We start from the raw sequence: 12,566 nt of genomic DNA, 5'->3' as shown, positions 1-12,566 counted from the left end.
ACTTCATCAACGCGTCGGCGGCGTAGATCCCAGCCGGTCCGGCGCCCACGATCGCGATGCGGAGCGGGCGGGTCGCTGCACTCTGTTCGGTCATCTCTTACGCGCACCCTTATGGTCGAAACAATTAATGACGTCTGCTTAGCTTAGGCTAAGTTTACGCACCGGCTCGGTCGCACCCGCCCGGCGCGGACGCCGGCGTTGCCGGCTCGTGGCTGCACGGTGCTCCGTTCGCCGCGGCGATGAGCTGCCGATTCGCTATGACAGCAGGCTGCCGTCCCGCGATTCTATCGGGACCGTCGATGCGGCCCGGATCCGGTGCGTGAACTCGGCGGATGCCATCGAACATCACAATCGGCGGGTACCCGCTCGCGCGCAGCCTATAGCGGCCCCCTGTTCGCCGACCGACGCCGCCACCGCCCTACCCCGGGGCCGAGCGCTCGATACCCGCGCCGACCAGGGATCATCGAGCCATGACCGAGCAGCAGCCGACCGCGGACGAGGACGACATCATCCGCGTCGATCAGACCGACAAGCGCTCGATGGCCCCGTTCATCGCGGCCGCGGTGGTGGCGGTGATCGTGCTCATCGCGATCGTGCTCGGCGGGGTGCTCTCGCCCGCTGAGAAAAATGTCACAGACGCCGACCGCATCGCCGCGGCCGTCCGCAACTTCGTCGACGGCGCCAACCGCACCGGCACCGTGCCCGCGCCCGGCACCGGATGCGAGAGCTTCGACGCCGCGCGTTCCCCGCTGGCCGGGCAGTCCGGGGCCGGAAAGCCCGTAGAGCTCAGGAAAATCGACAACCCGATGGTGGACGGCGACAAAGGCAAGGCGACCGTGACCACGCAGGCGGGCGGCACGGAGGCGACCAAGACCTGGAATCTCACCCGATCCGGCGACAAGTGGCTGGTCTGCACCTGAGCGTTCTCGCAGTGTGAACCGCCGTTTGACACGGTGACCCGGGTCGGTGCAATCTCAGTCGAAGGTCATGAGAGCCAGCGTCAAGCCCCGGCATTGCTGGTCGGCAACCCTCCTCCGCGGTGGGGTGCTCCGGGTGACGACCTGGCCGCGCTCCGGTCCCGGGCGCGGCAAGTGCGGATTCGCAGGAGGAGTAGATGAGTTACGCCGGTGACATCACCCCACAGCAGGCGTGGGAACTGTTGCGCGACAACCCCGAAGCCGTTCTCGTCGACGTGCGGACGGAAGCCGAATGGAAGTTCGTCGGCGTCCCCGACACGCGCTCGATCGAGCGGCCGACCGTGCTGATCGAGTGGGTCGACTCCACCGGCGCGCGCAACGAGACGTTCGTCGAGCAGTTGCGGCAGGCGCTCACCGGCCACGACCCCGAGGCGCCGGTGGTGTTCCTGTGTCGCTCCGGCCAGCGTTCGATCGGCGCGGCGATCGCCGCCACATCGGCGGGTTACCGCACCTCCTACAACGTGCTCGAAGGCTTCGAAGGCCCGCTCGACGAGTTCGGCCACCGCGGTGGCTCCGGCTGGCGTGCCCTGGGGCTGCCCTGGCGGCAGTCATGAGCGGGGTCTGGCGTGCCCTGGGGGCTGCGCAAATGAGCGGGGGTCTGGCGTGCCCTGGGGGCTGTGCAAATGGGCGGCAGTCATGAGCGGGGGTCTGGCGTGCCCCCGGGGCTCTGCTGATGGGCGGCAGTCGTGATCACCGGCGGCGCGTTCGACAAGCCGCTACCCGAGGGCGTCGGTCCCGCGACACTCGGGGTGCGGGGCGGACTGCGGCGCTCCGGTTTCGAGGAAACCGCCGAGGCGCTCTACCTGACCTCCGGCTTCGTCTACGAGAGCGCGGAAGCCGCCGAGGCCGCGTTCACCGGCGAGGTGGAACATTTTGTCTACTCCCGCTACGGCAACCCGACGGTCGCCATGTTCGAGGAGCGGATGCGGCTGATCGACCGCGCCGAAGCGTGCTTCGCCACCGCGAGCGGCATGTCGGCGGTGTTCACCGCGCTGGGAGCGCTGCTCGGCGCCGGTGACCGGCTGGTCGCCGCGCGCAGTCTGTTCGGCTCGTGCTTCGTGGTGTGCAACGAGATCCTGCCGCGCTGGGGCGTGGAGACCGTCTTCGTGGACGGTGAAGATCTCGACCAGTGGGAGCAGGCGCTGTCGGTGCCGACCAGCGCGGTGTTCTTCGAGACGCCCGCCAATCCGATGCAGACACTGGTGGACGTGCGCCGGGTAACCGAGCTGGCCCACGCCGCAGGCGCGAAAGTGGTGCTGGACAACGTCTTCGCCACACCCCTGCTGCAACGCGGCTTCGAGCTCGGCGCCGACGTGGTGGTCTATTCCGGCACCAAGCACATCGACGGGCAGGGCCGGGTGCTCGGCGGCGCGATTCTCGGCGCCAAGGACTACATCGACGGCCCGGTGAAAACGCTGATGCGCCATACCGGTCCGGCGCTGAGCCCGTTCAACGCGTGGACTCTGCTCAAGGGGCTGGAGACGATGCCGCTGCGAGTGCGCCATTCGGCCGGCTCGGCACTGCGGATCGCCCGATTCCTGGAGGACAACAAGGCGGTCAGCTGGGTGAAATACCCGTTCCTGGAGTCGCATCCGCAGCACGCGCTGGCCACCAGTCAGATGAGCGCGGGCGGCACCGTGGTCACCTTCGAGCTGAACGCCCCCGAGAACGAGGCGAAGAAGCGCGCTTTCGAGGTGCTGAACCGGTTGCGCGTCATCGACATCTCCAACAACCTCGGCGACGCCAAGACTCTGATCACCCACCCCGCCACCACTACCCACCGCGCCATGGGCCCCGAAGGCCGCGCCACCATCGGCCTGTCCGACGGCGTCGTCCGCGTCTCGGTGGGCCTCGAAGACGTGGAAGACCTCTTGGCCGACCTCGACCAAGCCCTCTCCTGACCGGCCCGGCGAGCCGGTACGGGAGAGGGGGCGCAGGTTACGTCGCGAGACTTCGATGTCTCACAGGAACTCGGCGAGGACTTTGTTGAAGTCGTCTGGTTCTTCGGAGAACGGCACATGCCCGCTGCCCTCGAAGCGCACCACCTTCGAGTTGGGTACCCGCGCAGCGATCCACGCATCGAGCGGACCGGGGAAGATCTTGCTCTGCGCTCCGTAGATCAGCAGCGCAGGCACGGTGATCTGGGGCAGCACCGGCCGGAAGTCGGCGAAGGCCATGTCGTACCAGATGGCGCAGGCCGCCGAAGTGGGCATCTTCGTCGTCTCCGCGTACACCGCATCGATCACCTCGTCGGAGGGTTCTTCCGCGAAGCAGGCGGCAATGAACGGCTTGATCACCAGCGGACGGGCGTACCGCACCGCCTGCACGAACACCGCGAGATCGGTCTGGCTGTAGCCGCCTTGGAGCGGGAAGTCCCAGCCCTCCCCGTCGAGGAAGCGCGGTGACTGATCGACGAATGTCACCGATCGCAGCTTCTCACATCCGAACTGCTTGACGTAGGCGAGAATCACCGCGGCGCCCATCGACCAGCCCACGAGTGCCACGTCGTCGAGCGAGAGATGGTCCAGCAGACTGCGGATGTCCTGTGCGTAATGCGCGAGGGTGTGACCGTCCTCGGTCTTGCCGGAGGCACCGTGTCCGCGCAGGTCGACATTGATGACCCGATTGCCTTCTGCCAGCGCGGGCACGTTCTGCGCCCAGAAGGTGGTGTTCATCGTCCAGCCGTGAATGAGCACGACAGGACGACCGGCGCCGTGATCCTCGTAGTACATCGGCACGCCGTCGGGCAATTCCAGGTAGGGCATCGTCAACCTCCAGCTCAGGACAAGTGTGTTCACACGATGGCGGGCCGGCCCTGGCGCGGCCAAGATCGTGCGGAGGGGTTGCATGGACGTTGCAGCGCAAGACAACCCGTTGTCAGAGCGACGACGACATGCTTAATCTGGTCCGGACGCCATGACCGCTCGGGCCGCGAGCACCGGCCGGACTATCACGAGGCAAACGCATTTGGTGACCAGGCAGACGCACGTGATGCGCGCCGATGTGCGCGCCTCATGGGATCGCGCGCAACGTCGCGGCCTGCATCCGGACCGGCACCTGCCCGAGGTCGGTCTGACCGGGGACGAGGTCAGGACCTGGCGCAGGGACCATCGAATGGCCTCGGTGTGGCCGGTGCTGTTCGCGAGCCTGGAGAGCGCCGCGTCGGAGCCCGGCCACGTGCTGTTCGGCGGCGACGCGGACGGCCATTTGCTGTGGGTACAGGGCGATACCTCGGCAAGGCAGGTGGCGGAGCGGGCCAACCTCGTCCCGGGAGCACGCTGGCACGAGGCCGAGGCGGGCACCAATGGCGTCGGCACCGCCCTGGCTCTCGGGCGAGCGTTCCAAGTTCGCGGCACCGAGCACTACTTGTCGGTCGCCGCGGACTTCACCTGCTCGGCGGCGCCGATCCGCGACCCGGTCAGCGGCGCCGTGATCGGTGTCGTCGACGTCACCTGCAAGCTCCGCAACACGAGTCCGCTCGCGCTGCCGCTGGTGACGATGGCGGCGCGGCTCGCCGAGGCGCATCTGCGCGACCTCGCCCGGCAGCGGGATGCCGAAATCCGCACCCGCTATCTCGATCGCGTGCTCAGCCGCGTCGGCGACCACTGCGCTCTGCTGTCGCAAGAGGGCAGGCTGTTGCATGCCGCACCATCGGGGTGGTTGCCCGCGATCTGGCCGGCGCCGTTGTTCGAAGGCGAAACCGAACTACCCGATGGACGCAGAGTAGTGCTCGAACGGCTCTCGCCGGGCGGACCGTTCTCCGTCCACGCCCTACCCACGAGCTATTCCGGCGAACAAGCCCCCCGGGTCAGCGCGCTTGGCCGTAACCGCGCCGTGCTGTGGATGGACGGGCTGGTGCACGAGCTCAGCCTCCGGCACAGCGAGTTGGTGGTTCTTCTGCTCGCCAACCCGGCGGGAATGACCGCTGCGATGTTGGCCGAAGAGCTGTACGGAAACGACGGCAAGACCGTGACGGTACGTGCGGAGCTTGCTCGGCTTCGACGAATCATCGGATATCGCCTCTCGTCGGACCCGTACCGGCTCGACAGCCGAATCCGCGCCGATTTCCGGCAATTGGAAGCGGACGTCGCGAACGGCGTCGACGGCGATCTGCGGGGCAGCTATCCAGGTCCGTTGCTGCCGGGGTCCAAGGCGCCCGGGGTGCGGCGGATACGTGAGCGACTGCACCACCGATTGGCATCCGCCGGCTCGCCGAGTCTGTAGTGGATCTCGCCATTCCCAGCTATGAGGACCGGGCCGCTATCACGCAGGGCCACAATTTATCTCGGCACCAGCGCTGGGCGGGAAGCGTGTCGGATGTGGCTCTGGGCAGTCGGAGGTGGTCATGACCAGTGGGGAGGTGGCGCAACTCGCGGACGGCGAAGAGTTAGGCGAGAGCGGCCGCGCCGAGAACGAGCCGGGCGCGCACGGGCCGCAGGCGTCGACAGCCGACCGGAAGCAGCCCGATATCGCCGCCCAAGCGGCGCGTATTCTCACCGACCTGGCACGGCACCCGCCCGGCTCCGCCGGGACGCCGGCGTCGGGCACACGCACCCAAGCCGCTTCCTCCCCGAATACAACCGCCGCCGCGCCCAGCGGTGTGCAACCGCCGCCATCCACCGTGGCACCGGTATCCACCAGCGCAGCGCCGCCACCGCCCGGCGGTGTCGTGGCGCCACCGCAGGGCACGGCGGCACCATCCGGCACGCTCCCGGCAGCCGACGCGCCACCCCCGCCCGCGATCGACCCGCAGATCATCGCGAGCGTCGCGCCCATGGCCATGACGGCATTGCCGATGCTGGCATCGGCGCTGGCCGGCCTCGCAGGAGGTGGCTCAGGCGCGGGATCAGGCAGTTCGGCACCCGCCGCCGCCGAACCCAGTGCCGCCGCGCTGTCGCCGGAAGCACAAGAGGCGTTGAAAGCCTTGAAAACCTTGGAAGCCCTGTACGGCACCGACGGCGGCGCGGCGGGCACCGGCAGTCTGGGATCGCAGCCGGGCGGAATCGGCGGCTCCGGCGCGGGGGCGACCGCGGTCAAGGCGCGGGCGTTGTTCCAGAAGAACGCGGCGAGAGCGTTCAACTCGCTGGACAACGAACTCGCGCGCTACGTCTCCGGCCTTGCCGGGTCGAACAAGACCGACCGGAAAGCGGTAGTCCGGCTGGTGCGCGAGGTCAACGTTCAGTTGGCCGAGCTCGGTCCTGCTGCCTACACCAAAGACGGGCAGCGTAAAGCGCACCAAATACTCACGGAGGCATTGCGCAAGGCGCAAACCATCGTCCGCGGCGGTCAGGCCAACGCGACCGAAACCGCCGCGGCGGTCAAGCGGCTCACCGCTCAGTACCTCAATGCCCTTGCCGGAAAACAGACTCAGCTGGGCAGCGCGTTGCCGGGCAGCGGCAGGCCCCGATCGCCCCTCGATCCGGGGAAGTACCGAATCAGCTCGCACTTCGGGCCCCGTGGCGGCAAGCATCACGGTGGACTCGATATGGCCGCTCCCGCGGGCACGCCCATCTACGCCGCCACCGGAGGCACGGTCGTCAAGGCGGGCAACTACGGCGACGGCTACGGCTACCAGGTGCGAATCCGATCCGCCGACGGCACCGAGACCATCTACGCCCACCAGACACCCGGCAGCATCCGGGTCAAGGCGGGCGATCAAATCCCCGCGGGCACGCCGATCGGGGCCGTCGGGTCCACCGGCAACTCCACCGGTCCTCATCTGCACTACGAAGTGCGGCGTAACGGCCGCACCATCGAGCCCATCGCCTATCTGGCGTCGCACGGCGTTCGGGTGTGACCTGGCTCGTCCTTCCAGCGTTATTGTCATACTGTCAATACACTCCTCCCGGTGGCCTCCGGGAGGACGCACCGGCTGCCGGTGCGCTGGATCAACGACGAACCGAGGTAAGGCGTGAGCATTCCATCCACCGCCGGACAGGGCCCGCTCGCGGGCATCAAGGTCATCGAATTGGCCGGTATCGGCCCCGGTCCGCACGCGGCGCTGCTGCTCGCCGATCTGGGCGCCGACGTGGTGCGGGTGCAGCGCCCGGGTCAGCTCCCCGGCGGGTTCGACCGGCCGCAGCTGCGCGGGCGGACCATTGTCGAGGCGGACCTCAAGAACCCGGCGGACATCGAGAAGGTGCTCCAGTTGGTCGAGAAGGCGGACGTGCTGATCGAAGGCTTCCGCCCCGGCGTCACCGAGCGGATGGGCCTCGGCCCCGACGACGCGCTCGCCCGCAACCCGCGCCTGGTCTACGGCCGGATGACCGGCTGGGGCCAGCAGGGACCGCTGGCCGACCGGGCCGGGCACGACATCAACTACATCTCCATCACCGGCGTGCTGCACGCCATCGGCCGCAAGGGCGAACGTCCGGTCCCGCCGCTGAACATGGTGGGCGACTTCGGCGGTGGCTCGATGTTCCTGGTGTTCGGCGTCCTCGCCGCGCTGGTCGAACGGCAGAACTCCAGCAAGGGACAGGTGGTCGACGCGGCGATGGTCGATGGCGCCCTTGCCCTTTCACACATGATCTGGGGTATGCGCGGCTCCGGCGCATGGTCCGATGAGCGCGGGGTGAACCTGCTCGACACGGGGATGTCGTTCTACGACACCTACGAGACCTCCGACGGCAAATACATGGCGGTCGGCGCGATCGAACCGCAGTTCTACGCGCAACTGCTGGCCGGACTGGAGATCGACCAGGAAGGACTGCCGTTCCAACTCGACCCAGCGGGTCAGGACACGCTGAAAAAGCTCTTCGCCGAACGCTTCCGCACCAAGACGCGCCAGGAGTGGACGGAGATCTTCATCGGCACCGACGCGTGCGTCTCCCCTGTTCTCACCTTCGAGGAGGCGACGACCAACGAACACATCGCGGCCCGCGGCTCGCTTGTGCAGCTGGAGAACATCACCCAGCACGCTCCGGCGCCACGCTTCTCACGCACTCCGAACGGGGTCCCCACCCCGCCGCCGACCACAGCCACGCCGATCGAGTCGGTCTGGGCCGACTGAGCACCGAGAGCAGGGTGACGCCCGGGAAACGCGTGTGCGGGTCGCCGGGACATCCCGCCTGCGCGGATAATTCAAACTTGCAACAAACCAACCGGTTCGACAGTTCGGTACCGCACCTGCAATACTGTCCGCGAGCAGGCGGCTTTCGAGTGCAGCCGAATTCACTCCGGCGCCATCCGGTTCGCTCTTTGACCGCACGCTCGACTGGAGGCCTCGACGCCGTGCGACCTTCCGCACGCCGTCCGAGCACGACGAGGGCCAGCCCCGAGGGGTGGCCGGCCGGTCGTGCCCGGCGGCGCTCGGAAGGGAAGTCCCGCCGGCGCAGGCCCTCCCCCTGCCTGGGCGCGAGCGGATCGTCCGCGCACCTCACCGAGCCCTGGCGAAATCCGTTCAGTAGCAGGTCAGCGGCGTCAACGGATCGGCGGCGCGCGGCGTCAGCGCCTGGTAGGCGGACGCGATCGCCTTGACCGCCAACCGCAAGTCGGATTCCCGGTGGGTGAACGGCAGCCGCAGGAAGCGTTCGAACGCGCCCTGCACGCCGAATCTGGGCCCGGCCGCGAGCAATACGCCGTGATTGGGCGCGGTGGCGGCCAGCGCAGTCGACACCGAGGTGGGCAGCTGCACCCAGACCGACATGCCGCCGGCGCCGACGGTGACGCGCCAATCCGGCAACTCTTCGGCGAGCGCGTCCAGTAGAGCGGCGCGCTGCGAACGCAATTGGTCCCGGCGACGATCGAGGATGGTGTCGGCGTGCTCGAGCAGGTGCACGGTGGCCAGCTGGTCCATCACGGGCGTGCCGAGGTCCACCGTGGAGCGGATGCCGAGCAGCTTGGTGATCAGCGCCTGATGGGTCCGAATCCAGCCGACGCGCAGACCACCCCAGAACGACTTCGATGCCGAGCCGATCGTGACGATCTCGGCGCCTTTCGCGAAGCTCGCGACGGGCGGCGGCGGGGCTGCGTCGCCGAGTCCCAGATCGGCCATGGACTCGTCGATCACCACGGTCATCCTGGTTTCCCGTGCGATGGCGGCAAGCTCGGCGCGACCGTCGGCGTCGAGCAGCAGGCCGGTCGGGTTGTTGTAATCCGGCACCAGGTAGGCCAGGCTGGCCGCGGTTTGCCGTGCCGCGCTGCGGATTCCGTCCAGATCCCAACCGCCCGCCGGATCGCCCGGGCGCAGCGGCACCGGCACCGGACGGGCGCCGACGTCGCGGATCGCCTCGATGGCGTTCGGATAGGTCGGGTGGTCGATGAGCACGCGGGCGGCGGGCGAGGTGAGCACGTTGAGCAGCAGGCGCATGCCGTGCTGGGCGCCGAGGGTGACCAGGATCTGGTCCGGCTCGGTCGGCAGACCGCGCGCGGTATAGCGGCGAGCGATCGCCTCACGCAGCGCGAGCACACCGACCGGGTCCATGCCGTGGGTGCCGAGGTAGGCCGGAATACCTTCCAGGCCAGCGGAATACGCGTCCTGCATCTCCAGCGGGGCGGCCATGGCGGCGTAGGTCATGTCGATCGTGGGCAACTCGGGCGAGCCCATGATGGCCAGAATGCTCCTGGCCGGCTTGATGCCGTCGTGCTGCACGTCGTTGGGCAGCGCCACGGTGCTGCGCGAGCCCTGCCTGCTGATCAAGTAGCCGTGTTCGCGCAGCAGCGCGTAGGTGGACGTGATGGTGGTCCGGCTGACGCCGAGCGTGGCGGCGAGGTCGCGTTCGCTGGGCAACGCGACACCGAGCGGGGCACGACCATCGTGGATCAGCAGCCGGATGCCTTCGGCAAGCGCCAGATACGCCGGACGTGCGGACCGCCGTCCGGCGGAATCCGGTTCGCCGTCGTGCATGCTCCGCCAGCTGCCCAGATCACGGGCCAGGCTGCCCGCACCGATCACTCTCGTTGCCATGCGGTCCAGTATCGGCCGATTGGATCTTTATTGGCAAGGCCAGTGCAGCGCACCCTGGCGGGATGAACGCCCTCGCCACCTTGTTCATCGTCGCCTTGTTCGGCTATTTGATCTATCACTACGCACCCGGACGCGACGAGCGCACCTTTCGTCTCGAACGGTTCCACCCGGGTACACCGATGTCCGACTGGGCCGTCTCGTACTACGACGACCAGCGGCGATACTCCGACCTGGCGGCGATCTACAGTCGCGGAGACCTCGCGGATCCCGATCGGCCCGACGCGGAGAAGCCGCGCGCTCGAGCACGCCGCCCCCTGCGCTGGCCCGCCGAGGCGGTCCAGGGGCCGGTATCGGGCCAGCGCCGCGCCGGGTGACGTCACCGCTGGTCATCAGCCCAATCGCTATCTCGGACCCCGACTCATGGAAACGCGATCACAGGCCAGTTTTGGAGAACTGGACTGCTCATTCGAAGTTGTCGGTCCCCGGGTGCAGACTTGGCTCATGAGTGACGCCACGCGCCTCGCCTCGGCTGCCGCCGGTCCGGCAGCCGAGGTCACCGGCTCCGCCGTGGAGCCCGCGGCCGCGAGCGGTCCGGCCGTGACCCTCCCCATCGCGGCGGCGCTGTTCGATACCGCGATCGGCCGCTGCGCGATCGCGTGGAGCGGCGAAGGTGCGGTCCGATTCCAGCTCCCCGAGGCGAGCCCTGCCGCTACCCGCGCGCGCATCACCCGCCGCCGCACCGGATACCAGGGCGAGGAGGTCCGCGAAGAAGCGCCAACCGGCCCCATCGCCGAGGCCATCGCGGGCATCCGCGCACACCTGGCGGGAGAACTCGATGACCTGCGCTGGATCGCGGTGGACACCACCGGAATTCCCGCGTTCCACCGAGCCGTCTACACCGTGACCCGCGCCATCGATCCCGGCCACACGCTCAGCTACGGACAGGTCGCCGAGCGCGTCGGCGCACCCGGCGCCGCCCAAGCCGTCGGACAAGCCCTCGGCCGCAACCCGATTCCCCTGATCATCCCGTGCCATCGCGTACTCGCGGCCGACCATGCGCTGCACGGATTCTCCGCCCCGGGCGGAATCGACACCAAGCAGCGGCTTTTGACCATCGAGCGCACACCGGGATTCGGCGAGCCCACCCTGTTCTGAGCCTGGGGTCCAGTCGGCGGGACGCCGCACGGGCAGCAGTCCGATGAATTCGCGGCGTTCGCTCCGTCGGTATCGGCAAGGACTTCGGCAGACCTGCCCAGACGAAAGTGAGCCAGCCATGCAGACCGTAACCTCCCCCGACGGCACCGTCATCGCGTTCGACCGGCACGGCGGCGGGGCGGCCGGAACCGTCATCCTGATCGGCGGCGCCTTCAGTTACCGGAAGTTCCCCAAGATGGTCGAGCTGGCAGAGGCGCTCGCGGAGCAGCACGGACTGACCGTGATCAACTACGACCGGCGTGGTCGCGGCGACAGCATGGACTCGCCCGGCGTCTACGACGCCGATCGGGAAATCGACGATATCGCCGCACTGGTCGATGCCGCGGGCGGTACGGCCGCGTTGTTCGGCTGGTCTTCCGGCGCTGCCCTCGCGCTGCGGGCGGCCGCGTCCGGCCGGGTGAAGGGCATCACGAAGGTCGTCGCGTTCGAGCCGCCTTTCGTGGTCGACCATGAGGGGTTGGTACCGCAGGCCGGGCTCGAGGTGCACCTGCACGAGCTGATCGCCGCCGACCGTCGCGCGGATATCGTGCGGTTCTACATGACCAAGGCGATGGGGGTGCCGCGCGCACTGGTTGCGGTCATGCGCCTCACGCCGTTCTGGAAGGGCCTGCTCGCCACCGCGCCGTCCACCGCGCACGACTGGGCCGTGATGCGCGACTTCATGCGCGGTGAGCCGTTGCGCGCCCAGGACTGGTCCGCGGTCGGCGTACCGACCCTCGTCATCGCAGGCGGCAAGAGCGACGCGCTGCTCCGCAAGGGCGCCCGCGCCATCGCCGCGGTCGTCCCCGACGCCGTCTTCCAGGAGATCCCCAAGCTCAGCCACAACCCGAATATCGGCCTGCTGGCGCCGGTCGCAGGTGCGTTCTTCACCGGCGCCGAGCAGCATGCCGGATGACCCGGTTCGGTTTCGGCGGACTCAGTCGATCGGGTGTTCGCGGTAGAAATCGCAGGCTTCCCCGGTGATATAGCCGTCCATACAGCCGAAGTACGTCTGGATGCACGCGTTCGTGGAGCAACCGAGCTCGATCAGCTTGTCCCTGATCCTCGTGTAGCGCTCCTGTGCAGTCTCCGGCTTCGACGGCGCCACCGTCACCTTAGGGCTCGCCGAGCTGGTGACCGGCCCTGGCTGTCCGTCCGAGCACCCGGCGGCCAATGCCACCCCGGCCGCTACCGCGCACGCCATGACAGTTGATCGCATGGCCGCTCACCCACTTCCGGACTCGCCGCGCATCAGTGCGCCGAGCGACTCGCGATCGGTCACGTCCATCTTGATGCAGGCACGGTAGAGGTGGCCCTCCACCGTGCGGACCGAGACGGTGAGACGGTCGGCGATCTGCCGGTTGGACAAACCCGCCGCCACCAGGTTCGCGATCTCGCGTTCCCGTGCGGTCAGCGGCAACGGCTGCGCGGCCTGGCGCAGGGCGGGGGTGCTCGCTCCGCCGCAGGCGGCCGCGAGACGGTTGGCCGTG

13 protein-coding genes and 1 riboswitch are annotated in these 12,566 nt (G+C 68.5%); of the genes, 9 read left to right on the top strand and 4 right to left on the bottom strand.

Annotation, left to right across the window (positions count from 1 at the left end; translation table 11 throughout):
* Positions 1–470: 470 nt before the first annotated feature.
* From NA4_RS34410 to NA4_RS34400, 3 genes are all read left to right on the top strand, one after another.
* Complete coding sequence (locus NA4_RS34410) at positions 471–920, top strand: Rv0361 family membrane protein (protein WP_067479632.1); 450 nt, start codon at positions 471–473, stop codon at positions 918–920.
* A 63-nt stretch (positions 921–983) separates the two neighbouring features.
* Positions 984–1,100, top strand: a riboswitch (SAM riboswitch).
* A gap of 14 nt (positions 1,101–1,114) precedes the next feature.
* Positions 1,115–1,531, top strand: a complete 417-nt coding sequence (locus tag NA4_RS34405; protein WP_067479629.1) for a rhodanese-like domain-containing protein — start codon at positions 1,115–1,117, stop codon at positions 1,529–1,531.
* Between the two features lie 132 nt (positions 1,532–1,663).
* Positions 1,664–2,878: an O-succinylhomoserine sulfhydrylase gene (locus NA4_RS34400; protein ID WP_067479627.1), complete on the top strand. Its 1,215-nt coding sequence runs from the start codon at positions 1,664–1,666 to the stop codon at positions 2,876–2,878.
* A 60-nt stretch (positions 2,879–2,938) separates the two neighbouring features.
* Here the strand turns inward: NA4_RS34400 and NA4_RS34395 are convergent, their stop codons facing one another.
* Positions 2,939–3,742 (bottom strand): alpha/beta fold hydrolase, encoded by an 804-nt coding sequence (locus NA4_RS34395; protein WP_067479625.1) that lies wholly within the window; start codon positions 3,740–3,742, stop codon positions 2,939–2,941.
* Between the two features lie 205 nt (positions 3,743–3,947).
* On the opposite strand from NA4_RS34395, the gene NA4_RS34390 reads away from it, so the two are divergent.
* The 3 genes from NA4_RS34390 (at position 3,948) to NA4_RS34380 (ending at position 7,986) form a co-directional block, all read left to right on the top strand.
* Positions 3,948–5,201: a GAF domain-containing protein gene (locus NA4_RS34390; protein WP_067479623.1), complete on the top strand. Its 1,254-nt coding sequence runs from the start codon at positions 3,948–3,950 to the stop codon at positions 5,199–5,201.
* A gap of 121 nt (positions 5,202–5,322) precedes the next feature.
* On the top strand, positions 5,323–6,774 hold the full coding sequence (locus NA4_RS34385; RefSeq protein ID WP_067479621.1) for a M23 family metallopeptidase: 1,452 nt from the start codon (positions 5,323–5,325) through the stop codon (positions 6,772–6,774).
* 114 nt (positions 6,775–6,888) lie between these two features.
* On the top strand, positions 6,889–7,986 hold the full coding sequence (locus tag NA4_RS34380; RefSeq protein ID WP_067479619.1) for a CaiB/BaiF CoA transferase family protein: 1,098 nt from the start codon (positions 6,889–6,891) through the stop codon (positions 7,984–7,986).
* Between the two features lie 390 nt (positions 7,987–8,376).
* Here the strand turns inward: NA4_RS34380 and yczR are convergent, their stop codons facing one another.
* Positions 8,377–9,882, bottom strand: coding sequence for a MocR-like transcription factor YczR (gene yczR, locus NA4_RS34375; protein ID WP_067479617.1), 1,506 nt, complete (start codon positions 9,880–9,882; stop codon positions 8,377–8,379).
* Between the two features lie 62 nt (positions 9,883–9,944).
* On the opposite strand from yczR, the gene NA4_RS34370 reads away from it, so the two are divergent.
* From NA4_RS34370 to NA4_RS34360, 3 genes are all read left to right on the top strand, one after another.
* Positions 9,945–10,256, top strand: a complete 312-nt coding sequence (locus NA4_RS34370) for a hypothetical protein (protein WP_067479615.1) — start codon at positions 9,945–9,947, stop codon at positions 10,254–10,256.
* A gap of 127 nt (positions 10,257–10,383) precedes the next feature.
* Entirely contained in the window at positions 10,384–11,037 is a 654-nt protein-coding gene (locus NA4_RS34365; protein WP_084497712.1) for a methylated-DNA--[protein]-cysteine S-methyltransferase, read from the top strand.
* Positions 11,038–11,155: 118 nt separating this feature from the next.
* Positions 11,156–11,992 (top strand): alpha/beta fold hydrolase, encoded by an 837-nt coding sequence (locus tag NA4_RS34360; protein WP_067479613.1) that lies wholly within the window; start codon positions 11,156–11,158, stop codon positions 11,990–11,992.
* A 21-nt stretch (positions 11,993–12,013) separates the two neighbouring features.
* Here the strand turns inward: NA4_RS34360 and NA4_RS34355 are convergent, their stop codons facing one another.
* Entirely contained in the window at positions 12,014–12,295 is a 282-nt protein-coding gene (locus NA4_RS34355; RefSeq protein WP_157129479.1) for a hypothetical protein, read from the bottom strand.
* 6 nt (positions 12,296–12,301) lie between these two features.
* On the bottom strand, positions 12,302–12,566 hold a 265-nt coding region (locus tag NA4_RS34350; protein WP_169811171.1), incomplete at its 5' end, for a helix-turn-helix domain-containing protein.

Source organism: Nocardia amamiensis NBRC 102102, assembly GCF_001612745.1.
Lineage (GTDB): Bacteria > Actinomycetota > Actinomycetes > Mycobacteriales > Mycobacteriaceae > Nocardia > Nocardia amamiensis.
Note: the sequence above shows the minus strand (reverse complement) of the source record. Positions and strands in the feature narration are given on the sequence as shown.